The 25,182-nt window shown below is 63.2% G+C and carries 25 protein-coding genes and 5 tRNA genes; 13 read left to right on the top strand and 17 right to left on the bottom strand.

What is annotated here, in order from left to right; translation table 11 throughout:
* Position 1 precedes the first annotated feature (1 nt).
* Positions 2–169, bottom strand: a complete 168-nt coding sequence (locus IGS58_RS22655) for a hypothetical protein (RefSeq protein ID WP_162835746.1) — start codon at positions 167–169, stop codon at positions 2–4.
* 178 nt (positions 170–347) lie between these two features.
* On the opposite strand from IGS58_RS22655, the gene IGS58_RS22650 reads away from it, so the two are divergent.
* The 6 genes from IGS58_RS22650 (at position 348) to IGS58_RS22625 (ending at position 3,583) form a co-directional block, all read left to right on the top strand.
* Positions 348–557, top strand: coding sequence for a hypothetical protein (locus tag IGS58_RS22650; RefSeq protein ID WP_034755039.1), 210 nt, complete (start codon positions 348–350; stop codon positions 555–557).
* Between the two features lie 60 nt (positions 558–617).
* Positions 618–1,475, top strand: coding sequence for a hypothetical protein (locus IGS58_RS22645; protein WP_230522748.1), 858 nt, complete (start codon positions 618–620; stop codon positions 1,473–1,475).
* 58 nt (positions 1,476–1,533) lie between these two features.
* Positions 1,534–2,712 (top strand): methyltransferase, encoded by a 1,179-nt coding sequence (locus IGS58_RS22640; protein WP_230522747.1) that lies wholly within the window; start codon positions 1,534–1,536, stop codon positions 2,710–2,712.
* 56 nt (positions 2,713–2,768) lie between these two features.
* A tRNA-Met gene (locus IGS58_RS22635) sits at positions 2,769–2,845 on the top strand.
* A gap of 89 nt (positions 2,846–2,934) precedes the next feature.
* The gene (locus IGS58_RS22630; protein WP_230522746.1) at positions 2,935–3,444 is read left to right on the top strand and encodes a hypothetical protein; all 510 of its coding nucleotides are present in this window, start codon (positions 2,935–2,937) and stop codon (positions 3,442–3,444) included.
* A gap of 62 nt (positions 3,445–3,506) precedes the next feature.
* A tRNA-Met gene (locus IGS58_RS22625) sits at positions 3,507–3,583 on the top strand.
* Positions 3,584–3,653: 70 nt separating this feature from the next.
* Here IGS58_RS22625 and IGS58_RS22620 read toward each other — a convergent pair.
* Positions 3,654–4,220: a hypothetical protein gene (locus tag IGS58_RS22620; RefSeq protein WP_070280460.1), complete on the bottom strand. Its 567-nt coding sequence runs from the start codon at positions 4,218–4,220 to the stop codon at positions 3,654–3,656.
* 325 nt (positions 4,221–4,545) lie between these two features.
* Between IGS58_RS22620 and IGS58_RS22615 the strand changes: the two genes are divergently transcribed.
* From IGS58_RS22615 to dbpA, 6 genes are all read left to right on the top strand, one after another.
* Complete coding sequence (locus tag IGS58_RS22615; protein WP_092610191.1) at positions 4,546–5,064, top strand: sigma-70 family RNA polymerase sigma factor; 519 nt, start codon at positions 4,546–4,548, stop codon at positions 5,062–5,064.
* A gap of 1 nt (position 5,065) precedes the next feature.
* A complete protein-coding gene (locus tag IGS58_RS22610; protein ID WP_230522745.1) occupies positions 5,066–6,076 on the top strand; it encodes a FecR domain-containing protein in 1,011 nt (336 codons plus the stop codon).
* Positions 6,077–6,177: 101 nt separating this feature from the next.
* Positions 6,178–8,682, top strand: a complete 2,505-nt coding sequence (locus IGS58_RS22605; RefSeq protein WP_230522744.1) for a TonB-dependent siderophore receptor — start codon at positions 6,178–6,180, stop codon at positions 8,680–8,682.
* 116 nt (positions 8,683–8,798) lie between these two features.
* The gene (locus IGS58_RS22600; protein ID WP_070253446.1) at positions 8,799–10,463 is read left to right on the top strand and encodes an acid phosphatase; all 1,665 of its coding nucleotides are present in this window, start codon (positions 8,799–8,801) and stop codon (positions 10,461–10,463) included.
* Between the two features lie 217 nt (positions 10,464–10,680).
* Complete coding sequence (locus IGS58_RS22595; RefSeq protein ID WP_034778081.1) at positions 10,681–10,917, top strand: hypothetical protein; 237 nt, start codon at positions 10,681–10,683, stop codon at positions 10,915–10,917.
* Positions 10,918–11,028: 111 nt separating this feature from the next.
* Positions 11,029–12,456, top strand: coding sequence for an ATP-dependent RNA helicase DbpA (gene dbpA / locus IGS58_RS22590; RefSeq protein ID WP_092610179.1), 1,428 nt, complete (start codon positions 11,029–11,031; stop codon positions 12,454–12,456).
* On the opposite strand, the gene IGS58_RS22585 is transcribed toward dbpA, so the two are convergent.
* The 4 genes from IGS58_RS22585 to IGS58_RS22570 all read right to left on the bottom strand — a co-directional run bounded on the left by IGS58_RS22585 (position 12,443) and on the right by IGS58_RS22570 (position 16,375).
* A complete protein-coding gene (locus tag IGS58_RS22585) occupies positions 12,443–12,868 on the bottom strand; it encodes a hypothetical protein (protein WP_230522743.1) in 426 nt (141 codons plus the stop codon). The two genes, dbpA and IGS58_RS22585, sit on opposite strands and share 14 nt — an antisense overlap.
* 109 nt (positions 12,869–12,977) lie before the next feature.
* Positions 12,978–13,547 (bottom strand): hypothetical protein, encoded by a 570-nt coding sequence (locus IGS58_RS22580; RefSeq protein WP_230522742.1) that lies wholly within the window; start codon positions 13,545–13,547, stop codon positions 12,978–12,980.
* A gap of 28 nt (positions 13,548–13,575) precedes the next feature.
* Entirely contained in the window at positions 13,576–14,985 is a 1,410-nt protein-coding gene (gene cysS / locus IGS58_RS22575; protein WP_230522741.1) for a cysteine--tRNA ligase, read from the bottom strand.
* A 238-nt stretch (positions 14,986–15,223) separates the two neighbouring features.
* Positions 15,224–16,375 carry an MFS transporter gene (locus IGS58_RS22570; RefSeq protein ID WP_070253441.1) on the bottom strand — a complete coding sequence of 384 codons (1,152 nt, stop codon included), beginning with the start codon at positions 16,373–16,375 and terminating at the stop codon, positions 15,224–15,226.
* A gap of 228 nt (positions 16,376–16,603) precedes the next feature.
* Here IGS58_RS22570 and IGS58_RS22565 point away from each other — a divergent pair, with 228 nt between their 5' ends.
* Positions 16,604–17,431, top strand: a complete 828-nt coding sequence (locus IGS58_RS22565; RefSeq protein WP_211547186.1) for an AraC family transcriptional regulator — start codon at positions 16,604–16,606, stop codon at positions 17,429–17,431.
* A gap of 85 nt (positions 17,432–17,516) precedes the next feature.
* Here the strand turns inward: IGS58_RS22565 and aqpZ are convergent, their stop codons facing one another.
* The 11 genes from aqpZ to IGS58_RS22510 all read right to left on the bottom strand — a co-directional run bounded on the left by aqpZ (position 17,517) and on the right by IGS58_RS22510 (position 24,863).
* On the bottom strand, positions 17,517–18,206 hold the full coding sequence (gene aqpZ, locus IGS58_RS22560) for an aquaporin Z (RefSeq protein WP_034778070.1): 690 nt from the start codon (positions 18,204–18,206) through the stop codon (positions 17,517–17,519).
* Between the two features lie 224 nt (positions 18,207–18,430).
* Entirely contained in the window at positions 18,431–18,841 is a 411-nt protein-coding gene (locus IGS58_RS22555; protein WP_070253439.1) for a GNAT family N-acetyltransferase, read from the bottom strand.
* Positions 18,841–19,299, bottom strand: a complete 459-nt coding sequence (locus tag IGS58_RS22550; RefSeq protein ID WP_230522740.1) for an Ivy family c-type lysozyme inhibitor — start codon at positions 19,297–19,299, stop codon at positions 18,841–18,843. The genes IGS58_RS22555 and IGS58_RS22550 overlap by 1 nt, the downstream gene beginning before the upstream one ends.
* A 64-nt stretch (positions 19,300–19,363) precedes the next feature.
* Complete coding sequence (locus tag IGS58_RS22545) at positions 19,364–19,774, bottom strand: hypothetical protein (RefSeq protein WP_034778064.1); 411 nt, start codon at positions 19,772–19,774, stop codon at positions 19,364–19,366.
* Between the two features lie 29 nt (positions 19,775–19,803).
* Positions 19,804–20,952: an amidase family protein gene (locus tag IGS58_RS22540; protein ID WP_230522739.1), complete on the bottom strand. Its 1,149-nt coding sequence runs from the start codon at positions 20,950–20,952 to the stop codon at positions 19,804–19,806.
* Between the two features lie 207 nt (positions 20,953–21,159).
* Positions 21,160–21,735, bottom strand: coding sequence for an elongation factor P (locus tag IGS58_RS22535; RefSeq protein WP_034758247.1), 576 nt, complete (start codon positions 21,733–21,735; stop codon positions 21,160–21,162).
* Positions 21,736–21,870: 135 nt separating this feature from the next.
* Positions 21,871–23,040, bottom strand: a complete 1,170-nt coding sequence (gene earP, locus IGS58_RS22530) for an elongation factor P maturation arginine rhamnosyltransferase EarP (protein WP_230522738.1) — start codon at positions 23,038–23,040, stop codon at positions 21,871–21,873.
* A gap of 95 nt (positions 23,041–23,135) precedes the next feature.
* Positions 23,136–23,211 (bottom strand) — tRNA-Glu (locus IGS58_RS22525).
* Between the two features lie 57 nt (positions 23,212–23,268).
* A tRNA-Glu gene (locus IGS58_RS22520) sits at positions 23,269–23,344 on the bottom strand.
* Positions 23,345–23,468: 124 nt separating this feature from the next.
* Positions 23,469–23,544 (bottom strand) — tRNA-Glu (locus IGS58_RS22515).
* Positions 23,545–23,786: 242 nt separating this feature from the next.
* Complete coding sequence (locus IGS58_RS22510) at positions 23,787–24,863, bottom strand: DUF5694 domain-containing protein (RefSeq protein ID WP_070257112.1); 1,077 nt, start codon at positions 24,861–24,863, stop codon at positions 23,787–23,789.
* Positions 24,864–25,182: the final 319 nt, after the last annotated feature.

Genomic DNA, 25,182 nt, shown 5'->3' with positions numbered 1-25,182 from the left:
ACTAGCGGCTGGCCGGCTCCCGGCACAGTCTGAGCATATCCCAGCCCAGTTCGCGGCGGATCTGCTCGGGGTCGGGCGGGGGCCGGCGCTGTTCCAGCTCCGCTTTCAGCCACTTCCTGACCAGCTCCTTGGCGGGCTGTACAGGCTTTTCCTTGTCATGCTTGTCCATGGTGCTACCTCTTCAATGGCGGTCAGACGACCTCCTATATACGTTCAACGTCATGGCGCGGATTCAGTTGACGTGCGCGTGGCGCAGATGCAACAACGTGTAACGATGGCCGGAGTGCGTTAAAATCGCCGCCTTCGCGTAGACGAACTCTACGCCCCGCAACAGTTCAAGGAACCCCATGAAAGCCGCCCGCAGCCTCACCTTCAAGTGCGTAAAATGTCACAAATCCATGCAGGTCTACCTGCAAAAAGTCTCCGCCTGCTCGCATATCCAGCCGTACCAGGGCATTTGCGCATGCGGCGAACTCAAGCGTCACGCCACGGGCCAGGCCGATGCCGTCAAATCCTATCTGGAGTCGGCAGACGGTAGCTGGTCGCACCACCACTGATGGTTAAAGAATGGGGCGATATTGCCGTTAATTCGACTATCCTCCCCATTTGAACCGACCATGTCCCAGCTCCCCGCCCTTGCCAGCCGTCAACCCGCCTCGAATACGCTGGCTGGCCAGCAGCCGTCCCGCACGGGCAGCAGCGCCACGGGCCTGGCCGCTTCGCCCCTGATGCAGCGCACGGCGCAAGACGTGGTGGCGCTGTCAAAGAATGGCCTGGACCTGTCGGCCAAGGGATTGTCGCAACGGACCGATGCGCTGGGCAACGCGACCGTCGACGTGGCGCAGGATTTTCTGAGCAACATGACGCGCCAGCTGTTCGGCGACGGTGCCACGGTCGCTTTCGATTCCGTCGACCTGCAGGCCGGTTCCAGCTTCAGCAGTGGCAGCGCCAGCGTCTCGGGCGCCGGCGGCAGCAGCCGCGCGGCCGCCTTCAGCCTCGATGAAAACGCGCATTTCATCGGCAAGGGCAAGATCACGACGGCCGATGGCCAGACCTTCGACTTCGAAGTGGAAGTGCAATATCAATCGAACATCAGCGCGGGCGTCCTTGAGCAAACGCAGAATGCCACCGAGGAAGCAGGCTCAGCCGATGACGCACAGCTGCCCGCGAAAGAGTTGCCCGCCACGCACTTCGGCGGCAATCTGCACGACCTGTTCAAGCTGCTGGGCCAGCAATTGCAAAGCAATCTCTACCAGGGCACGTCCGATGGCGCCAGCGCCAGCGGCAAGGATGACGGCCTGGCAGGCAGCCTGAGCTTGCGCTTGCTCAAGCTGGTGCAGCCGGACCATGCCACCGAGACCGCCAAAGCCGACAGGAAAGCCGTGGAAACCACGCCGGAAGAGCAGGCGCGCGCCCGCGCGCTGGCACTCGCCTACGGCACGGACACCGCTAGCAGCACGGTCAGCAACGTATAATGGAAGACGGCCTGCGCAGGCGACCATGCCGCGCGCCACCTTCTATCGATTGAATCCCATGTCCGACACTTCTTCACCTACCGTTCATCCGCAGATCCACTGGAGCGAAAACGGCGCCGAGCATTCGGCCCGCTGGCGCTCGGAAAGCGGCATGCCGCCGCCCAAGCGCGTCGTCATCGCCGATGACCGCACGACGGCCGACCAGGCTTACCGCCTGGCCTGCGAAGGCACGGCCATGCTGTGGCGCGGCGACTTCCAAAACGCGCGCCAGCTGCTGCAGGCGCTGGCGCGGCGCGCCGACCACAAGAACGACAAACCGAGCAAGAAGGCCAAGGCCGCCAAGCTGACGAAACCCGAACCGTCCGCCACGGAAGCCTTCCACTTGCACCGCCAGGCCCAGTCGCAACGCGCCCGTACCCTGGCCATGCTGCTGCTGCCTTTCGAGGCCGACTACACGATCCCGCTGCGCCGCGCGCCGGACGTGAAACTGGCGTGCAATGAAGCGTATGGCCGTGGCGAAGAACCGTTTATCGCCTCGCTGCGCGAATTGCTGGGCCTGATCGGCGCGCACGAATGGCGCCGCACAGGCGTTGAACTGCCAGCCCTGGGCCAGCGCATCCACCCGCATTACGGCGTGTTCGCGCCTATCCGCGGCGAATACGTGGGCCTGGTGGCGGAAGCGCCGCTGCCTGCGCGCGCCAAGCTGGCCTTCGATATCGGCACCGGCACGGGCGTGCTGGCCGCCGTGCTGGCGCAGCGCGGCATTGAACGCATCGTCGCCACCGACCAGGACCCGCGCGCCCTGTCCTGCGCGCGCGAAAATCTGGCCCGCCTCGATTTGCTTGACAAGGTCGACGTGCAGCAGGCCGACCTGTTCCCCGCCGGCCGCGCGCCGCTCATCGTGTGCAATCCGCCCTGGCTGCCGGCGCGCCCAAGCTCGCCGATCGAATACGCCGTCTACGATCCGGACAGCCGCATGCTGCGCGGTTTCCTCGCCGGCCTGGCCGAGCACCTGGAAGCAAACGGCGAAGGCTGGCTGATTTTATCGGACTTGGCCGAGCACCTGGGCCTGCGCCCGCGCGCACAATTGCTGGAGTGGATAGAACAGGCGGGCTTGAAAGTCATCGACCGCCTGGACGTGAAACCCACGCACCCGCGCGCGCAGGACGCCACCGACAGCCTGCACGCGGCCCGCTCGAAGGAAATCACCTCGCTGTGGCGCCTGGCGGCGGCGTAATCCAGGGTCTGAAACCCGGCCATTGCGCATTGCAGCAAACCCCGCTATAATTCGCCTGCGGGGTGGAGCAGTCTGGCAGCTCGTCGGGCTCATAACCCGAAGGTCACAGGTTCAAATCCTGTCCCCGCAACCAATATATGAAAGCCGCTGATTCTTGCAAAGGGATCAGCGGCTTTTTCATTCTCGCCCATTTTGTACAATCATGTTAAATTGAGACTTTAAATGTACAAGGGCCACGCCTTGAAAGCCTGCCGCACTGCCACCCTGCTTGCCGTCCTGTGCTTTTCCGCCACGGCACAAGCCCAGTCCCAAGCGCAGCGGGATACCGAATATCTGCAAGAGTTCGTCGTTCCTTTGGCCAAGCGACAACTTGAGAGGCAAGGCCATTTCCTCCCGCTCGGCGCGGCCCTGAAACAGGCCGACAAATTCGTCCTCATGCCCGCAAACACAGCTGCGATGTCGCTACTGCCGGCCGACATCATCAAGCTGATACAGGAAGCCCTGGTGCAAGGCGCCGTCGACGGCGAATACAAGACAACCGCCCTCGTGTATGACGCCACCGTCCCCCTGCCCTCGTCCGGCAAACAATCAGATGCCATAGCCGTAGCGCTCGACCATCGCGATGGCTATTCAATCATCACCTTTCTGCCATACGAACTGCGCGGCAAGGAAGTCCATATGGGCACGCCGTTTACACGCCAGGGAACGGCCACGGTTTTCAAGCAACAATAAGCGATGCGGCAGGCCTGACAAAGATCATTCCCGCAATGCAGCAAACTCGTATATAATTCGCCTGCGGGGTGGAGCAGTCTGGCAGCTCGTCGGGCTCATAACCCGAAGGTCACAGGTTCAAATCCTGTCCCCGCAACCAATACATAAAAACCGCTGACTCCTGCAAGGGATGCAGCGGTTTTTTCATTCATGCCTGCCCTGCCCCGCCTTTAGGCGGTGACGCTGGCCCTGATCTGCCTGGCCGCCGCGTGCAGGCTGGCCGCCACTCGTTCCAGCTTGTCGGCTCCCGCCGTTTCGGCCAGGGCGGCAAACGCGCTGATATGAAACGTGGCCACCATCGCCGGCGACACTTCGAGCTCCAGCGCCGTCTTGCTCAGTTCCGTCGACGCCTCGAGGTAAGGCTCGCTGCCCGCCTCGAAAGCCTGCTTGGTTTCCAGCAACTCCTGGCCGCCCTCCGCCTTGGCCAGGCAAGCATCGACCTTTTGCTGGAAGGCCGGCAAGGTATCGCGCACGGGGCCAGCATCCGGCGCCGCTTCCGGTTCCGGCTCCGCGGGCGCAGGCGCAGCTGCGGCCGGCTTGTCCGCCGCCGGCATGTCGCGCAAAGTCAGCCAGCGCTCGACGGCGAGGAAATCGGCGAACGGCTCGGCCACCTTGGGATTCATCAGCCAGACCTCGCCCGTGCGCCAGTCGATCCTGGCGCCGCGCTCGTTTCTCGCCAACAAAATATCCTTGCCGCCATCGGCATTCGACACCCGGCCGATGTCGAGCCAGTTCATCAACTCCGCCTGGCGCGACATCGCGTTGACCCGGTGAAAGTAGGCCAACCATAAGAATCTGGCGACCAGGAGAACCAGGGCACCGCCAACCATCCACATCATTTTTCGCTCCGCTCCGCACCACATCGACAGCCCGCATTTTCTCACATGAAAGCTTGCGCCAAGGAAACTTTTACATCTGCCGTGCGGCAGCGCAAATCCGCCGCCGCGCGCGGTCCGGACACGCAGTCGCATTTCAGCAACGCCGCGTTTTGCTGATTGCCGGGTGCGCGCCGCTACGCTATTATGAGAACAATTCTCATTTAGATTAAACCAGACTGTACGCATGCTGTCCGCCCCTTCCCCGCCATCCGATTTCCAGGCCCTGTATGCCGAGCACCACTCCTGGCTGCTGCACTGGCTGAAACGCCGCCTGCACGATGCGGGGCTGGCGGGCGACCTGGCGCAGGATACCTTCATCAAGATCTTCGTTGCGCGCAGCAGTGCCGGGATCGCGCAGCCGCGCCCTTTCCTGGCCACCATCGCCAAGCGCCTGCTGGCCAATCACTGCCGGCGCGAAGAGCTCGAACGGGCCTACCTCGACGCACTGCTGCACCAGCCGCAAGCCTGCACGCCTTCGCCGGAAGCGATGTCCATCCTGCTCGAATCGCTGCAACGGGTCGACCGCGCGCTGGACCAGCTCTCCGCCAAGGCCAAGGCCGCCTTCCTGCTGGCGCACCTGGACGGCATGACCTATGCCGAGATCGCCGCCGAACTGGGCACCACCACGCATTCCGTCAAAAAATACCTGAGCAAGGCCAATCTGCTGTGCTTTTTTGCCGTGCCCGATTTTGCCGCGGCCTGACATGCGCGGCGCCACCGTCTACGCACAGGGCCAGCCCATCGACCTGGCGATCGCCATGCAGGCGGCCGAATGGCTGGCCACCCTGATGAGCGGCGCCACCACGCCGGCGGAAAAAACGGCCTGGCAGCAGTGGCGCCAGGCGCATCCCGACCATGAGCGGGCATGGAAACACATCGAAAGCGTCAGCGGCGGCTTGCGCGAACTCGATGCGCAGGCCAGCCGCAAGGCGCTGACACAGCGCTCCCGCCCCGCCTCGCCGATCTCGCGCCGCCACAGCCTGCAGTTGCTGGCGTGGGTATCGGCCATCGGCCTTACGGGCTGGTTCGGCGCGCGCTCGGAATATGCACCCGACATGGCCCGCGCCGCGCTGGCCGACCTGTCCACGGGCGTGGGTGAGCGCCGCGAACTGACCCTGCCCGACGGCAGCCGTTTGCACCTGAACAGCGGCAGCGCCGTGAATATCCGCTTTAGCGGCACGCAGCGCCTGCTGCAACTGGTGCAGGGCGAAGTCTTCATCGCCACCGCCCGCGAAACGGGCATGCCCTACCGCCCCTTCCTCGTCGAAACCGCGCATGGCCAGGCGCAGGCGCTGGGCACGCGCTACTCGGTGCGCCAGGCCGGCGGCAGCACTCTCGTGTCTGTCGAGGAAGGCGCCGTCCGGCTGATGCCGCGCCATGGCGATGGAAATCTGCTCATCCGTGCAGGCCAGGGCGGCGGCATGACGGCGCGGCAGCTCTTGCCCGCGCACGCCGTCTCGCCCGACATCTGGGCCTGGTGCCAGGGCTTGCTGCTGGCCGACGCCATGCCGCTGCGCGACTTCCTGCATGAACTGAGCCGCTACCGCCACGGCTTGCTGGGCTGCGACGATGCCGTCGCCGGCCTGCGCATTTCCGGCGTCTTCCCGCTGGCCGACCTGGACGCCGTGCTGCTGTCGCTGCCCGACTCCCTGCCCGTCGATATCCGCCTGCGCACGCGCTACTGGGTGCAGGTAGAGGCGCGCCAGCAGCATTGAACATTTATTTTGACGCCAACGAAAAAAAAAGTACCCGCTTTCGATTCTCGCGTGACCTGTGTAGGCAACGTTCTTTTTGACGACTACACCACAAGGTAACCATGTCTCCTGCCATTCATTCCAAGCCGCGCATCAAGCGCATGGCGTATGCCATCCAACTCGTCTTCATCGGTTCGGCCCTGCTGCTGAACGCCCGGGCGCCAGCCCTGGCGCAGGAAAACGCGGCAGCGCCAGCGGCCAGCCAGAACATCCAGGATTTCCAGGTGCCGGCCGGCGACCTGGCGGCGGCGCTGCGCCAGGTCGCCAGCCAGTCCAGGGTCATCCTCAGTTTTACGCCGGAACAGACGCGCGGCAAGACGTCCGCAGGCTTGAGCGGCCGCCACGACGTGCTGGCCGCCCTGAACGGCGTGCTGCGCGGCACGGGCCTGAAGGCCGAGCGCAGCGCCAACGGCAGCTTTATCCTGCGTCCGGCCGATGCCGCGGCGGGCGGCGAAGCGCTGTCGATGATGCCGGAAGTGTCAGTCAAGGCGCAGCAGGATGCCACCGAAGGCTCGGGCGCGTATGTCTCTCCCCTATCGATCGCCACGGCCACGCCACTGGGCCTGTCGATCCGGGAAACGCCGCAGTCGGTCAGCGTCATCACGCAGCAGCGCATGCAGGACCAGGGCCTGAACACCATCGCGCAAGTCATGGCGCAAACGCCGGGCATCACCCTGTTCTCGCTGGGCAGCGAACGCTCCGGCTTTACTTCGCGCGGCTATGCGATTACCAACTACCAGCTCGATGGCGTCAGCACGCATTCGGAAAACCTGGGCCTCAATGCGATACCGTCGCAAAGCCTGGCCGACATGGCGCTGTACGACCGCATCGAAGTACTGCGCGGCGCCTCGGGCCTGATGACGGGCGCGGGCGACGCCTCGGGCGCCATCAACATGGTGCGCAAGAAGCCCACGGCGCAATTCCAGGCGTCCGTCGAGGGCGAGCTGGGCTCCTACGATGAACGGCGCGCCATGGCCGACATCGCGGGTCCGCTGAACGAGGCGCGCACCGTGCGCGGCCGCCTGGTGACGCTGTACGAGGAAGGCGACGGCATCATCGACGGCTACAGCCGCGACAAGAAAGTGGTGTATGGCGTGATCGAAGCGGACCTGTCCGCCGACACGAAGCTGACGGCCGGCATCACGCACCAGCGCAAGCGCTCGAACGGATCCTTGTCCTACCTGGGCTTTCCCCTGTTCTACAGCAATGGCGCGATGACCAAGCTGCCTCGCTCCTTCAGCCCGGCGGCCAAGTCGAATCGCTTCGGCACCAATTCGACCGACCTCTTCGCCACCCTGGAACACGCGCTGGCAAACGACTGGAAGCTGAAAATCTCGGCCAACCGCGTGCAATCTTCGCAGGAAGAGCGCTCCGTGTTCATGAACGTGAGTACCGCCTTTGCCGACCAGGCCACGGGCGATGGCCTGCGCATGAGCGCCGACTACCGCGATTACCAGTTGCAGGTCAACAGCGTGGATGTCAATGTGCGCGGACCGTTCAACGCGTTCGGCCGCCAGCACGAACTGGTGCTGGGCATGGACTACAACGAATTCCAAAGCACGACGGATGGCCGCCGCGACAAGGACATCCAGGGCGCGCCCGTCAACCTGTACCGCTGGAATCGCATGGCAACGCCCGTGTTTGGCAATACCTTCGTCACCTATGACAGCACGCGCCGCCAGGCCAGCGCCTACGCGGCCAGCCGTCTCAACCTCTCCGAGCGCCTGAAACTGATCGCCGGCGCAAAAGTACTGCGCTACAACGAAAATTACATCTCGGACGCGCCTGAGGCGCAATTTTTCAGCGCATCCCCGGCATCGGACAGCAGCGTCTTCACACCATACGGCGGCCTGGTGTACGACATCGACGCCACGCACAGCGCCTACGCCAGCTACTCCACCATCTACCAGCCGCAAGCCTCGCAAGACCGCTACGGCAAGCTGCTGGCGCCGCGCGAAGGCAAGACCTATGAAGCGGGTGTCAAGAGCGGCTGGTTCGATGGCCGCCTGAACACGTCCGCCGCGCTGTATCTGATCCGCCAGAAAAACCTGGCTGAAACGGACCCCGGCCACACCCTGCCCGGCTCCAACGATCCGGCGTTCCGCACCATCAAGGGCGCAGATACCAGGGGCATCGACCTGGAAGCGACGGGCGCCCTCACGCCAAACTGGAATGTGGCCGCGTCGTGGTCGTACAGCCAGACGGAAAATGCGGAGGGCAAGGCGATCCAGACCACCTTCCCGCGCCACCTGGTGAAACTGTGGACCACGTACCGCCTGCCCGGCGAGCTGAATCGCCTGACCATCGGCGGCGGCATGAACTGGCAAAGCCGCGTGTATTCCGACATCGACGCGTGGCAGATCAACAGTACCCTGCACTGGGAACAGAAGGCGTACTCGGTGGCCAGCCTGATGGCGCGCTACGACGTCAGCGACAAGCTCTCTGCCACCGTGAACGTGGCCAACCTGTTCGACAAGCAGTACACGGCTTCCGTGTCGGACTGGTGGTACTCGGGCATGTATGGTCCGGCACGCAAGGTGTCGCTGAAGGTGCGTTATCAGTTCTAAGAGCGGCTGAATAGTTCACAGGGGCGCGGAGCCGGTGATACAATTTTCCCGCTTCACGGGCGTTGCCGGCGATTGCCGCCAACGCCCGTGCCCATAGAGACACCCAAGGAGAATGTGTGAAGGACCTCGCCCCCGCCCTGCCAGCCGATCCGGCCGACCAACCCGCCAATCCCTCGCGCCGGCGCATTTTCCAGGCTGCTTCCGCAGTCGGCCTGGCCGCCAGCCTGCCGGCATTGGCCGACGCCGCGCCAGCCAGGAAGACCATCGCCAAAGGTTCGCTCGACGCGAAACTCAAGGCGCACGTCAAGAACGTGGTCGTGATCTACCTGGAAAACCGCAGCTTCAACAACCTGTTCGCCAACTTCCCCGGCACCAGCGCCCCCCTGTCCGCCGTCACGGCCGAACAGGCGCAGCAGCTGGACCGCGACGGCAAGCCGCTGGCTACCCTGCCGAAAATCTGGGGCGGCCTGGTGCCGAACCAGCAAAATATCGGCGGCATCGATTACCTGATCAAGGAAGACCAGATTTCCGGCCTGCCGAACGCACCCTACAAATTGAGCGATGCGGCCGGCAAGCCCCTGCCCGAGAGCATCATCACGCGCGACCTCGTACACCGCTTCTATAACAACCAGATGCAGATCAACGGCGGCAAGAACGACGGCTTTGCCGCGTGGGCCGACAGCGGCGGCCTGGTGATGGGCCATTACGGCGAAACGTCGAAAAACCTGAACCTGTGGCAGATCGCCGAACAGTACACACTGTGCGACAACTTCTTCATGGCGGCCTTCGGCGGCTCCTACATGAACCACCAGTTCCTCGTCACGGGCCGGGCCAACGAATACTTCAACGCGGCCGAGACGGCGGCAAAGAAAAAGATCGCCGTGCTGTCCGACGGCCCGCAAGGTGTGCGCCTGGCGATCTCGCCCGACTGCCCCGCCTCCGCGCTCGATGGCAAGCCGAAATACGTCAATGACGGCGCCCTCACGCCGGACGGCTATGCCGTCAACACCATGGCGCCGCCATACCAGCCAAGCTATATCCGCCCCGCCTTCGACGGCGACCCGCTGCACGCCGATCCGGCCGACGCGAATACCCTGCCGCCGCAAACCTACGACACCATCGGCGACCTGCTGTCGCGCAAGGGAGTCAGCTGGGCCTGGTATGGCGGCGGCTGGCAAGCGGCGCTCGACCACAAGGGCGGCGGCAGCAAGCCGAATTTCCAGTTCCACCACCAGCCGCTGAACTACTTCAAGCAATTCGCACCCGGCACCGCCGCGCGCGCCGAGCACCTGCGCGACGGCGGCACGGGCGACAGCCCGATTTCGAACAAATTCCTCGCCGCCGCCGTGGCGGGCAAGCTGCCGGCCGTGACCTTCTACAAGCCGCAGGGCAACCTGAACCTGCACGCGGGCTATTCGGACATCGAGTCGGGCGACCAGCACGTGGCCAACGTCATCCAGCATCTGAAGGAGTCGCCGCAGTGGAAAGACATGATCGTGGTGATCACGTTCGATGAAAACGGCGGCTGGTGGGACCACGTGGCGCCGCCGAAAGGCGACCGCTGGGGTCCTGGCACGCGCATTCCCGCCATCGTCGTCTCGCCATACGCGAAGAAAGGCGCCGTCGACCACAGTTTCTACGACACCACGTCGATCCTGCGCCTGATCACGCGCCTGCACGACTTGCCGCTGCTCGAAGGCCTGAAAGTGCGCAATGACGCCTTTGCGTCACGCGGCGCGCTGCCGCCGGGCGACTTGACGGGCGCCCTGAGCTTCCGCTGACACAACAACAGCGCATCCCACAATGCGGCACGCCTGTGATACACTGCGTGCCGCACTTTAATCCGCAGGTCTGCTTTTCCTGCCGATGATATTCACAATGAGCCCGACTCCTGTAGCCGGGCTTTTGTTTTGTGGATGAAGTTAAAGCGTATGGACATAGGCGGACAGCATGCTGCCCGCCCCTTGGCCTTCGCAGGCCAGGGACAGAGGTTATCAAATGAGAGATAAAAAAGACAACGCCACCATCGACTTGCCCGGTTTCGGCCCGCCGCCAGCGCACGATGCGCCAGAGCCGGCGCCGGAGCCACAGCGCCGCGCGCGCCCGCGCAAGGTGGCGCTGAAGCAAGTGCAGCTCGAATTGCTGGAGCCGACCGACGCCACGGGCCTGCCCGTGTGGACGCGCGACGCCGGCCTGGATCTCACCGGCTTGCCCATCTGGGCGCCCGACAATTAATACCACACGCGGGCGGCCGTTTGCCGCCAGCTTCCACACCACCATCCGCACAAGGGCGTAGAACGCCTGTAGACTGTGCCCATCCACCCGCTTTTTACCGGCTCCGCCCCTATGAACACCACCACTGACACTACCACTTCCTTTGCCAGCCTGCCGCTGACGCCCGCCTTCCTGGCCAACCTGGACTCGCTCGGCTACCATGAGATGACCACCATCCAGGCGCAAAGCCTGCCGGCGGTGCTCGACGGCCGCGACCTGATCGCCCAGGCCAAGACGGGCAGCGGCAAGACCGCCGCCTTCGGCATCGGCATCCTGCACAAGCTCAATCCGGCCTGGTTTGCCGTGCAGGGACTGGTGCTGTGCCCCACGCGCGAACTGGCCGACCAGGTGGCCAATGAGCTGCGCCGCCTGGCCCGTGCGGCTGGCAACATCAAGATCCTGACCCTGACGGGCGGCGCGCCGATGCGTCCGCAAATCGCTTCGCTGGAACACGGCGCCCATATCGTCGTCGGCACGCCGGGCCGCCTGCGCGACCATCTGGGCCGCGGCACCATCAACCTGAATCACGTGCAGACGCTGGTGCTCGATGAAGCGGACCGCATGACGGACATGGGCTTTTACGAGGAAATCGCCGGCATCGTCAGCGCCTGCCCGGCGCGCCGCCAGACCCTGCTGTTCTCGGCCACGTATCCGGAAGACATCCGCCGCGCCACGGCATCGTTCCTCGTCAATCCGCTGGAAGTGACGGTCGAGGCGCAGCACGACAACGACAAGATCGAGCAGCGCTTCTATGAAATCGGCTTCGACGAGCGCAATGGCGCCGTCGGCAAGCTGCTGAAACACTTCAAGCCGGAATCGACCCTGGCCTTCTGCAATACCAAGGTGCATTGCCGCGAACTGGCCGAGGAACTGCGCCAGCAAGGCTTTTCCGCGCTGGCCCTGTACGGCGAGCTGGAACAGCGCGAGCGCGATGAAATCCTGGTGCTGTTCGCCAACCGCAGCTGCTCCGTGCTGGTCGCCACCGACGTGGCTGCGCGCGGCCTCGATATTTCCGACCTGGGCGCCGTGATCAACGTCGACGTGTCGAAGGACACGGAAGTGCACATCCACCGCATCGGCCGCACTGGCCGCGGCAGCAAGAAGGGTCTGGCCCTGTCGCTGTGCGCGCCGAACGAGAAAAAATGGGTCAAGCTGATCGAGCAGTACCAGAACAGCGCCGCCGAATGGCACGACCTGAAGGAACTGGCGGAAGATGACGGGATGGAGGCGCTGCCGGCGCCGATGGTCACCCTGTGCATCATGGGCGGCAAGAAGGACAAGCTGCGCCCGGGCGACTTGCTGGGCGCGCTGACGGGCGACGCTGGCCTCACCAAGGAACAGGTGGGCAAGATCAACGTGTTCGAGTTCATGACCTACGTGGCGCTGGACCGCAAGGTGGCCGAAGCGGCCTTCAAGCGCCTGAACGCGGGCAATACCCTGGGCCGCGACTTCGGCAACATCAAGGGCCGCAGCTTCAAGATGCGCTTTATCGAGGCGTAAGCTGCTGCAATGCACGCAGGGCCGCCATGGTCCTGCGTCCCGGATAGTCTTTCCACACGGGGTAGCGCCTGCGGTAGTAGCAGTTCCAGTAGCTGACGGCGCGCCGCTGCAGCGTATCCACATACGCGGGGTTCTCCCGCAGGTAGCGCGCCAGCGCCTGCGCATTCCAGGCCGGCAGCGCCGCCCCGATTCTCTCGACGATCTCCAGCACGTATTCGCCGCACAGGTGCACGACGAACGGCACCGTCCACGCCCGCTCCTGCAGCAACAGCTGCCTGACACACGCTTCGCGCAGATGGCCGTCATGGTGGCGCGTGCCCAGACACAGGGCGATCACGCCCGCGTCGCCGGGCAGCTGCGTACAGGCCAGCAATCGCTGGCGCTCGTAATACGTGCGCGTCGGGATCAGCAAGGCCTCGCTATCCTGGCATACGGCAAATGGCGGGTGTGCCCGGCTACTCCCCAGCGCGGGCAATAGCTGCGCCACAGTGCCGGCCAACGCTGCCGGAAAGGCATCCGCTTCAGCCATCGCTCCCCTCCCGGCACACCTTGCGCACGCCCAGCGCCGGCTTGTCCATCTTTTCAAAGATCACATTCGAGTACCATGCGGCAGGATCGCCTTCGGTGGGCTTGCCCAGCGAGATATAAAAACCGTCATGTGTGAACAGGGCCGTGGTTTCCTTGCCTGGCTTAGGGCCCTGCAGGAAGGCCGGCCAGGCCGCCTTGTCGACGGGCGCAAACCGCGCGGCCAGCAGCGCCAGCAAGCGCGCATGCGAGGCCGGCGCATACGGGAACAGATACAGGTACTCGACCAGCTCACCGCCATCGGCCAGGCGCGTGACGGCGGCCGTCGCGGCATCCACTTCACCGCCAAAACTGCACAGCACTCCGCCGCTGTAGGCGAAATCGATGACCGTCGCTGGCGCACACGCGTGCCGTTCGCGGTCCACAGCGGCGGGCGGCAGCGCGCGCACCTGCGCCAGCAGCGCCTCGCCGGAGGTGGCCAGCGCGGGAAAGCCGGGGCACTCGCTGAACGCCTGCGCGGACGAAAAGACAAAACAGCAACTCAATAACAGCACACCACGCTTCACGGCATCTCCCGCGTTTATCAGGCGGCCATTATGCATGGCTGCCGCAGATACGGCCACACGCCCACAGGGGCCGCGCCTGTTGCCCTTGCGGCGTATCGTCGATGTCATAACCGGCCGCGCGCGCCAGGTCGCGCAAGCGGTCCGCCTCGGCCCACTGGCGCTGCGCGCGGGCGATAGCCCGTTCCGCCATCCACGCCTGCACCTGCTGCGGCACTGCCACCTGCGCCGGCTGCCAGGCCAGCAGATCGAGCCCCAGGGCCGCATCGAAGCGGGCCATGGTGGCTTTTTTGACGGCGTCCGGCAGCCCGCTTTTCAGCAGCTCCCAGGCCACGGCCAGCGCGCGCGGGTAGTTCAGGTCATCGTTGACGCAGCTCATGAAACGCTCATGCCATGCAGGATCGGCCTCGCCTTCCGCAGCACCCAGGCCATGCACGGCCACGCGCAGGCGCGCCAGGCCGCTGGCGGCACCACGCAAGGCATCGTCCGTGAAATTGAGGCTGCTGCGGTAGTGGGCGCCCAGGCACAGGTAGCGGTAGGCCAGCGGATCGACACCCTGCTCCACCAGGCTTTGCAAACGCAAGAAGTCGCCTGAGGATTTCGACATCTTCGCATCCTGGGTCTTGAGGAACGCGCCATGCAGCCAGAAATTGGCCAGGCGCGTGCCGTGGCGCGCTTCCGTTTGCGCGATCTCGTTGCTGTGGTGGACGGCCACGTGGTCTTCGCCGCCGCAATGGATGTCGAAATACGCGCCCAGGTGCTTTTCCGCCATGGCCGAGCACTCGATATGCCAGCCAGGGAAACCCAGGCCCCAGGGGCTGTCCCACTCCATCTGGCGCTGTCCCGGCACGCCGCTGAACTTCCACAGCGCGAAATCGCAGATGTCGCGCTTCTCGCCCAGGTCCACCCTCTTCCCCGCCTGCAGGCCGTCGCGGTTCAGGCGCGCCAGTTTTCCATAGCTGTCCTGGCGCGTCGTGTCGAAATAGATGCCGTCGTCCGTGCGGTAGGTATAGCCCTTCGCTTCCAGGTCGAGGATGAATGCGATCTGCTCCGCGATGTGGTCCGTGGCGCGGCACCAGATGGTGGGCGGCAGGATATTCAGCGCGCGCAGATCGCCCTCGAACGCGCGCGTGAATTCGGCGGCGATATCCCAGGCCGACTTGCCGCTGCGGGCGCTGCGCGCCTCGATCTTGTCGTCGCCGCTGTCCGCATCCGACGTCAGATGGCCCACGTCAGTGATATTCATCACGTGGCGCACCTGCAAGCCGTTGAATTCAAGCGCGCGGCGCAAGCCGTCGACGAACAGATAGGTGCGCAGGTTGCCGATGTGCGCGTAATCGTAGACGGTGGGGCCGCAGGCATACAGGCCGGCATGGCCAGGGACGATGGTCTCGAAGGGCCGCAGGCTGCGGCTATACGTGTCGTACAAATGAAGTGTCATGCGGGACTTTCATGCGCGTTGCGGAAAAAGAAAATGGCCACAGGTTTTTCAACACTGTGGCCATCGGAATGAGGAGTAAAAAGTTTAACGGCGCCGGGCCGCATCCTCGCGAAGCCAGGTACATGGACACAGCGCAGCGGCGGCGCGGTATGCAAGGACTGGATGGAGGATGAAAGAGCTCATGAGTAGAATATCGCATGCGCGCGGGCGGGCCGTCAAGCCCTCCCGCGACGCTGGCCTACTTTTTCGCCTGCTCGATATGCGGCAGCAGCACCGTCAATATGCCCAGCAGCGGCAGGTAGGAGCAGATTTTATACACATAGGCGATGCCCGACACGTCGGCCAGGTGGCCCATCGCCGCGGCCGCGATGCCCGACACGCCAAACATCAGGCCAAAGAAGATCCCCGCGATCATGCCCACCTTGCCCGGCACCAGTTCCTGCGCGAAGACGACGATGGCGGAAAACGCGGATGAAATCACGAAACCGATGATCACCGTCAATACAGCCGTCCAGAACAGGTCGACATATGGCAGCAGCAGGGTAAATGGCGCGGCGCCCAGGATGGAAATCCAGATCACGCGCTTACGGCCGATGCGGTCGCCGATGGGGCCGCCCATGAAGGTGCCGGCCGCCACGGCGGCGAGGAACAGGAACAGGTACAGCTGGGCATCGCCGAGCGACAGGTGGAACTTGTCGATCAGGTAAAACGTGTAGTAGCTCGACAGGCTGGCCATGTAGATGTATTTGGAAAACACCAGCAGGGCCAGCACGCCCAGCGCACCTATCACCTTGTTGCGCGACAAGTTAGGTCCATGGCCGCCCGCCTTCGGCTTGAAGCTGGCAAGGTGGCCGCTATACCAGTGGCTGACCTTGTACAGCACGCCGATGGCCAGCACGGCGAGCAGGCTGAACCAGGCGACATTACCGTGGCCACGGTTCACGATGACGGCCGCCGCCAGCAGCGGGCCCAGGGCGGAGCCGACGTTGCCGCCCACCTGGAACAGCGACTGGGCAAAGCCGTAGCGTCCGCCCGACGCCATGCGGGCCACGCGCGACGCTTCCGGGTGGAAGGTCGACGAGCCGACGCCGATCAGGCCCGAGGCGATCAGCAGGGTCGGGAAAGTCGAGACGATGGACAGCATCAGCACGCCCGCCAGGGTAAAGCACATGCCGACGGGCAGCAAGAATGGCAGCGGACGGCGGTCCGTGTACAAGCCGATCCAGGGTTGCAGCAACGATGCCGTGCACTGGAACGTCAGGGTTATAAGGCCGACCTGGGTAAAACTGAGTGAAAACTCGGCTTTCAGCATCGGATAAATCGACGGCAATAATGCCTGGATCAAGTCATTGAGCAAATGCACGAAGGCGACGGCGCCCAGGATGTGCATGGCCAGACCGGATTGTTGTTGGGAACTGTGAAGCGAGGGAGCCGCCGTCACAGGCTTGGCCAGTGCTGGGGCAGGTGTGGTTGTGTGCATGTGTCATCCGCAATAATCGGGCACGGCGGGCGGCCCGGCAAAGAAGCCAGTATAGTATGGTCACTGAACTGACAACTTCCAATAATCGTCGCCCAAGTGACAACTAAGTGACAATCAGGTGACAATCCAACGACGCACATGTACACCCACCAACCCGCCCAGACCCACCCCGATGGCGTGCCGTTCAGCCGCAGCACCAGCTCGCACGATTACCAGCACGTGCCGCGCCCCGTGACGGCCATGTCCAGGCAATACGTGGCGGGCGACTACACGGCGCCGCACAGTCATGTGCGGGCGCAACTGCTGTATGCGACGGAAGGCGTGATGCGCGTCTCCACCGGACACGGCGTGTGGATCCTGCCGCCGCGGCGCGCCCTGCTGATCCCCGTGGGCGTCGTGCATGAAGTTCACATCTTGAGCGAACTGAGCATGCGCACCGTGTACATCGATGCGCAGGTAGCGGCCCAATATGGCGCCGATTGCAAGGTACTGGAAGTGAGCCGGCTGTTGCGCGAGCTGATCCTGGCCTTGCTGGCCGAACCGATCGAATATGCGCTGGCGGGACGCGGTGACTGGCTGGCGCATTTGATCCTGTCGGAATTGGCGGGGGCCGATACCGTCCCCCTCGCCATCCCCTGGCCGCGCGACCGCCGCCTGGTGGCCGTCTGCTCGGCCATCATGAGCGCGCCCGGCAGCCGGCGCAGCATCGAGGACTGGGCGCAGGACGCGGGCGCCAGCGCGCGCACCCTGATCCGTTTATTCCCCAAGGAAACGGGCTTGCATTACCGCCAATGGCTGCAGCAAGTCCACCTGGCCGAGGCCTTCTGCCGCCTGGACCGGGGTGAAGGCGTGGCGGCCATCGCCTATGCGCTGGGCTACGCCAGCCCCAGCGCCTTCAGCGCCATGTTCCGCCGCATCCTGGGCCGCACGCCGCAGCATTACCTGAGCGAGTGGCGCGGCGCGTAGGTCGGCTTAGCGTGGCAAGGCCGCGCGCAAGCCGACAAGCTGCGCTGCCGGCATTGTCGGCTTACGCCCTGCGGGCTAAGCCGACCTACTCTTTTTCGCCTGCAATCAAGCGGTAGGCCAGCGCGCCCAGCAAGGCGCCGATAATCGGTGCCAGCCAGAACAGCCACAACTGGCTGGTCGCCCAGTCGCCCACGTACAGGGCCACGCCCGTGCTGCGGGCCGGATTGACGGAGGTATTGGTGACGGGAATGCTGATCAGGTGGATCAGGGTCAGCGCCAGGCCGATCGGCAGCGGGGCGAAGCCGGCCGGCGCGCGCTTGTCGGTGGCGCCCAGGATGACGATCAGGAAGAACATCGTCAGCACGATTTCAATGACCAGCGCCGACAGCATCGAATAGCCGCCCGGCGAATGGGCGCCGAAGCCGTTCGAGGCAAAGCCCTTGCTGACATCGAAACCGGCCTGGCCGCTGGCGATCACGTACAGCACGCCGCCGGCCACGATGGCGCCCAGCACTTGCGCAATGATGTATGGCAACAGTTGATTGGCGGGGAAGCGGCCGCCGGCCCACAGGCCGATCGAGACGGCAGGATTCAGGTGGCAGCCCGAGATGTGGCCGATGGCGTAAGCCATGGTCAGCACCGTCAGGCCAAAGGCCAGCGCTACGCCGGCAAAGCCGATGCCGAGGCCGGGAAAGGCAGCGGCCAGCACGGCGCTGCCGCAACCGCCCAGGACCAGCCAGAACGTGCCGAGAAATTCGGCGCCATATTGTTTCATGATGTATTCCTTTAAAGTGACGAGAAAACGTGCCAGGGACGACCAATCGGACCGCTCACCACCTTTGCCCCGCCAGGTAGCGACGGCAAAGCACAGCACCAGCAACGCACCGCTGCGTAAGCTGCAGAGCGCGCATAATGACATGATGTCATTATCAATGCAACATTATTACGTACAATAATGTTAATAGTTCTCTTGACACCTAAAGGTTGTTTTGATAATTCTCACGCTGCAGGACGACGCATGTACTTGTGTGGCGCCTCCAGCGGCGCAAAACCAAAGCTGGCATACAGGCCATGCGCGTCATCGGTCCCCAGCATCCAGACGACATCGCGCACACGCGCATCGCCGAGCGCGGCGGCCACGATCTGCTTGCCATAGCCGCGCCCCTGGTATGGCGGCAGCACAAACACGTCGCGCAGGTAGGCAAAATCCGTGTAATCGGTGATGACCCTGGCGAACGCCACCTGCTGCCCATCCACATAGCCGCCGAAACACAGCGCGTTGGCGATCCCCTTGCGCACCGTTTCGATCGCCACGCCGCGCTTCCAGTACGATTGCTCGCTCAGGTAGCGGTGGATCATGGCCACGTCCAGCTCGCCGCGTTCGCTGGAAATGCGCAGTGGCGCGTGCATCAGTTCTTGAACAACAGGTCGGCTTCGGCGATGCTGGGTTCGCCGAAGTAGACGGTGCGCAAGCCGCCCTTGCCATCGCTGCCCATATACACACCCGTCATGCTGCGCTCGGCCGGGTCGTACAGGATGGAGTAGCGGTGGCCGCAATTGTGCGGTTCGCAGACACTGCTCAGCAGACGCGCCTTGCCGTCGATCTCGACGGGCTTGAGCGGGCTGGCCACGCCATCCGGCACCCAGCGCTGCCGCTTCAGGCCAGCTTTTTTCAAGCCCACATTGAAGGCATTGCGAAACGCGTAGTCCGCCTTGTAGACGTCGGGGAAGTACGGGCAGATGTGGCCGCCATCGCAGCTTTGCGCCTGCTCGATCAGCGACAGCCTCGGCGTACGCGCGTGCGCCGGCAGCGCGGCCAGCGCCACGGCGGCACCGAGGAACAGGGGGAACAGCAAACGTGCGGACATGCAATCTCCTAAAAGCATCATGTAATGCCGGCAGCATAGCAGAATGGCATGCTTGCGCACCGTCTCAGGGAGAACAGCGGATACCGACGACCCCGTTGACCTTGCCTTCCGGCCAGCCCGTCTCGCGCCAGCGGTACACGCCGGGCGCGACGATGATCAATTGCCATTCCACCAGCTTGCCAGCGGCATTGAGGCGGGTTTCATTGTCATAGCGTAACGTCAGGCTGTGCTCCGTTTCCGCCACCACCGTCGCGGCAAAGCGGTTGGTTTCACCCAGCTTGCTTTTCCACGTACGGTCGTTGAAGATCGCCAGCCGCTGATGATCGTCAGACAGCTGCATGCGCGTAAAGTGCCGCGCTTCTTCGCAAACACTGTTCGTATTGACGCTGTCGGACCAGCTGCCAGACAATTGCGCGGCGTCAAAAGGAGTCGGGGTGGCGGTCACGGCCGCACTCAGCAGCAAGGTTGCAAGCATAGTTTATCGAAAGAAAACGAAAAGAAAATTCATGGCTGGCGCAGCGCCAGGGTGATGCTCGCCGGCAGCGCGGGCGTGCGCCGGTGCAAAGTCGCCTGCTCATACGCATAGGCCATCGCAATGAGCTGCATGTCGCCGTGGGCCGGACCGATGAAGGACAAGCCGACCGGCGAGCCCCCGGCCACGCCGGCCGGCACCGTGATATGCGGCAAGGCCGCCGGCGCCTGCGATACGCCATGGCAGGTAGGCCCCACCAGCGCATCGAGCCCATGCGAGCCCAGCAATGCTTCGATGCCGCCAGGTCCGGGCGCGGGCGGCATCTCGATCAGTTCCGCGCCCTGGTCGCGCAGTACCAGCAGCGCCTGCCCAATCACGGCATCGGTCCCCGCGCACAGGCCGAACAGGCTGCGCGCCACGCCGATGCGGCGCCCATGCAAGCCGGCGGCATCGAGCACCACGCCATCGGCCAGGCGCTCGCCCGTCAGGGCGGCGAGCAGCCAGGCCGCCTCGCGCACGCTGGGGGCCATCGGCCCGGCCATGGCTGGCTCGCCGCCCTGCCCGCCAGCGGCCCTGCCCGTGGGCTTGATGGCGACCAGGCCGCAGTCTGAAGCAGGCGCGACGATGGAACCGTCCGCGGCGCTGTCGACGGCCAGGATGGTCAGCCCGGCCCAGCTGGCAGTGGCATGCGGCACGCTGACGGCAGCCCACTGGCGCAAATTGCTTTTGCCGATGATGACGGCGCCGGCCGCGCGCAAGCGCGCCGCCACAAAGGAATCGCAGCTGGCATGCGTGGCCTGGGGGGCTTGCGTGCGCGTCTTCATGCGGTCGCCCGTGGCGATATTGTCGCGCAAGACGACGGGAATGCCATGCAAGGGGCCGCGCACCTTGTGCACCTGCCGCTCGCGGTCCATTTCCAGGGCAATTTTCAACGCATCGGGATTGATTTCAATGCCGGGATAGGTCCGCGCGCCGATGCTGCACAGGGAGCGGATGCGCCCCAGGTACTGCGACGTCAGGGCATGGGAGCTGAGTTTGCCTGCCTGCATCATTTGCTGTTGCGGCAAGACGCCGGCATCGAGCAGATGGGCCATGGGGCTGGCGGGCGCCGAGGCACGGGCCAGCACGGGGCGCGCCACGCCCCGGGACGCGCCACTGCGTAACATCTGACTGCGCTGCATGCTATCTCCAGGAAACTTCAATGTTTCTACCGCAATAATGTTCTAGCCATAGCATAGCAGTCCCTGCAACACAATTGTTGTTGAAGGGAATTATTTTTTAAGCAAAAAAAAACGCTGCCCGAAGGCAGCGTTTCTTGATCATCCAGCACTGGAGCAAGCCAGGCCGGCATATGCCGGGCCATGCGAGCGGCGCAGTGCAACGATCTATCAGTTGCGTACGACACGCTTGTATTCGTTGGTACGGGTGTCGATTTCGATGACGTCGTCCTGTGCCACGAACAGCGGCACTTGCACGGTGTGGCGGTGCGCGTCGATGGCGTTTTCGATCTTGGCTTCTTTCAGGACGTTGCCCGACGTGTTGCCCTTGACCGCAGGCTCCGAGTACACCACTTGACGGGCGATGGTCGTCGGCAGTTCAACGGAGATCGCTTTGCCGTCGTAGAAAATGGCTTCGCATTCCATGCCATCTTTCAGGTAGTTCAGCGCTTCGCCCAGGTTTTCTTCTTCGATTTCGTACTGGTTGTACTCGGTGTCCATGAAAACGAACAGCGGGTCGGCGAAGTACGAATACGTCACTGGCTTTTTATCCAGAACAACAACGTCGAACTTGTCGTCGCCGCGGAACACGTTTTCCATCGGGGTGTTCGTCAGAAGATTTTTCATCTTCCATTTGTAGGTGAAGCCCGTGCGGCTCGAACCGTTGACATCAGAACGCAACACGATCATTGGCTTGCTGTCGACCATGATGATATTGCCAACACGAATTTCTTTTGCGGGTTTCATAGGAATGTACGTAAAAAGTGGGTTGCATGAAGACCATCTGCCGCCTGTGCGCCATCAGCGCCGCAAGCTTGCGTTTGATCGGTTAAAAATACGTTAGAAATAACCGGGCATTTTACCTTAATTTTGAGCAAGCGCCTATCTCGTCGCGCCAGCGAACGCCAGCAGCTTACTTGCCAGATCGCCATTAGCCTGCATCTGCCGCTGCCAGTCCTGCGCGCGCGCCCTGATGCGCGGCAAATCAGCCTGCAATGCGGGCCACAGCTGCGACCACGGCAAGGCGTCCGCGCTGGCGCCATTCCAGGCCAGCGCCGCCTGCACCAGGCTGTCGATGGCGCCGTCCGCATCTGCCGCATAGCGCTGCAGGAAGGCGCGCAATTTCACGTGATGCAAGTTTTCATCCTGCAGGTAGATATGCCAGAGAAACGGCTGGCCGGCCCATTGCGCGCGCACGAAGGAATCCTCGCCGCGCACGAAATTGACGTCGCAGGCCCACAGCAGGCGGTCGTAATCGTCCTGCGGCACGAAAGGCAGCACGCGCACGGTGAGCGCGCCGCGCGTGCGCGCCGCACCAGATACCGCCGCATCGTCGCCGATAAATGCCTGAACGGCATCGAACGCAACGCCTTCCGGCACCAGGCATGTCATGGGTTCGCTCCCTGCCTGCCAGGCCGCAAGCAGCTCCGCGACCGGCGCGGACGGGTAGCAGAACAGCGATACCTTCAAGGCGGACATTTCCGCCGCCGTCACGCCGAATTGACTCAGAAATGCCGCCATGGCACCCGTATCGGCCTGGAACGCCAGCCTTTTCTCGTCCAGCGCCGCTTCGCGCAGCAAGCCGCCCGTCTTGTTCGTGAAGCCGGGAAAGAAGAAATGCTTGATCATGCCGTGGCGCGGCGACGTCAGCGCGTGGCAGCCCTCGACCCACTCTTCCGCCGTCAAGCCTTCCAGGTTCAGCCACACGGGATGCGGCGCGCACTGCGCCATGGCGCTGATATAGCCGGGCGGAATGTCGCAGGCAAAGAATTCGATGACGATGTCGGCCACGTCGCCGGGCACGAACGCGCCATCCTGGCCGCGCCAATGGCGCACCGTGACGCCGGAGACATGCTGCGCTTCAGCCGCCACGTCGATTTCCGGGCAGATGCGCTGGAAACTCGGCAAATCATCGACCCACAGGGTGACGGCCACGGCATGCTCGCCGCTCAACTGCCGCGCCAGGCGCCAGCAAATGCCGATATCGCCGTAGTTGTCGACGACTTTGCAGAAGATGGCCAGGGATGGTGCGCGATCGATAGGAAGTGGCATATTGAACGGAAAGAGAAAAACGTGGGCATGGCGACCAATAACAAAAAAGCCGCGCTGTTACCAGGCGGCTTTTTTGTTGGCTGATTCAGCCGGTCTGGCGTCCCCAAGGGGATTCGAACCCCTGTACTCACCGTGAAAGGGTGATGTCCTAGGCCTCTAGACGATGGGGACAGAAAATCTGTCCTGGATGCGCTGCTTTGCATCCCGACCTGTTACTACTTGCGAAGCTGGCGTCCCCAAGGGGATTCGAACCCCTGTACTCACCGTGAAAGGGTGATGTCCTAGGCCTCTAGACGATGGGGACAGAAATCTGTCCTGAATGCACTACTTTGCATCCTGACCCGGTACTGCAGCAATATTGCAGAAACAAAAAAAGCCTGACTTGTCAGGCCCATTCAGCACTGCACTCTTACTTTACAACTAAATCCTGGCGTCCCCAAGGGGATTCGAACCCCTGTACTCACCGTGAAAGGGTGATGTCCTAGGCCTCTAGACGATGGGGACCTGTGCTGGCTTTACTCTCAGCGGACTCTTCGTTGAAGGCTTTGCTTAGCCCCTCAAAAAAGCGTGCGCGAAGTTTAACACGAAGCGATTCACGAAATCAACTGCTGGCCTTCTTATTTTCCACCTTTTTGCATCCCCCTTCCCTATGGAAACAAGATGATGGCAGGAAGATATGCAAAGCAACAGCACGCCAGGCATGCAGGAAAAACCGCGCCAACCTCCCGGCGCGGCAAAAGCACTCCTTAGCGCAAGATATCGTCCGTACTGGTGATGCGCACATCATGCATCTGGTTCAGATACGCCTCCAGATAGCCCTTGTGGGATGCGCCGACGATGACCAGCACGCGCATGCCCGGGCGCGCCGCCATGATTTCGCGGATATTCGACGCCATGCGCAAGTTGCGCACCTCCCAGGAGGCGACGTAGTTGCGGCCGTAACGCTGCGGCGAAGGCTCTTCGAGCGCCGCGCCAAAATCGCCACGGAAGGCCAGATCCGCCTCGGCGCGTCCGTTATAGGCGCGATAGATCGCCAGCACACCGGCAGGCGTCGTCAATTGTTCCTCAAACCCGGCATGGATGCGCTTGCGCTCGGCCGAAAAGGAGTTATTCCAGGCCGCCCTGATCGCCTTGGCATAAGCCTTTTCATCGTCAACAGGCATATCGGACGTATGGTCATCCATGCCATGCACCCGCTCGTGCCCGCTCTTCGCCGCCAGCACGGCAGCGATCTGATAGCTCTCGTTGCGCTGCATCAGCAGGGAATTGAGGTTTGCAGCCAAGGGCTCGCTCACGCCGTCACCGGCGCGCCGCTCCTCGACAGGCAGACGCAGCCACTGCACCAGCGCCGATGCGCGCTCGCCACCGGCCAGGAACAGGGAGGCCAATGTACGCCGCTGCGCGGCAGACGGCGCCGCCGGCCAGGCGGCCAGCAAACCCTCCGCCTGCGCCGTGGCCGCGACCACATCGAGTCCCGTGGCGGCCTGCGCGACGGAAGTGTCATAGCAATACGCCTTCACCGTATCGCCATAGCGCTGCGGATAGGCGCGCAGGTAAGCACACTGCAAACCGGAAAGCGCCTCGATCGCGATCGCATCCGGCCGCCAGTCCGCCAGGCGCTCGTTGAGCAAGCTCAATTGAGACGGATCAAACGATTTTGGCAATTGCGCCAAATGGGGCGAACCGAGCACCAGCACGTCATTGAACGGACCCTTTTGCAACTTCAGCGCACCGGGATCGAATTTCGCCGCAGGCGGCGCCTCCGCATGCGCGGGAACGTGCATAACGGCGGCAAGAAAAAAACTGGCAAATACGCGGTGCATCCTGTCTCCTCAATGTAATGGTCCATTTTTTATCCGCAGGCTTGATGCAATCAAGCAGCCTGCTAAATGTAACCACTCCGCAAATCACTGTCAGTTATATCCATGCAACCAATAGGCACAAAAAAAGCCGCTCGAGGCGACTTTGATTTATTCACTATTTTACCTACCAGTTTCTGCGCTGTTGGTGGAGGTTTGCGGGAGCTAACCGCTGACCTCTTGCATGCCATGCAAGCGCACTAACAGCTTAGCCATACCTCCCCCGAGCGAAGGAATCACTGACGCCAATAAAAAAAGCCGCTCAAGGCGACTTTGATTTATT

This window comes from Janthinobacterium sp. EB271-G4-7A, assembly GCF_020858075.1.
GTDB lineage: Bacteria > Pseudomonadota > Gammaproteobacteria > Burkholderiales > Burkholderiaceae_D > Janthinobacterium > Janthinobacterium lividum.
This window is presented reverse-complemented; position numbering and strand designations above follow the sequence as displayed.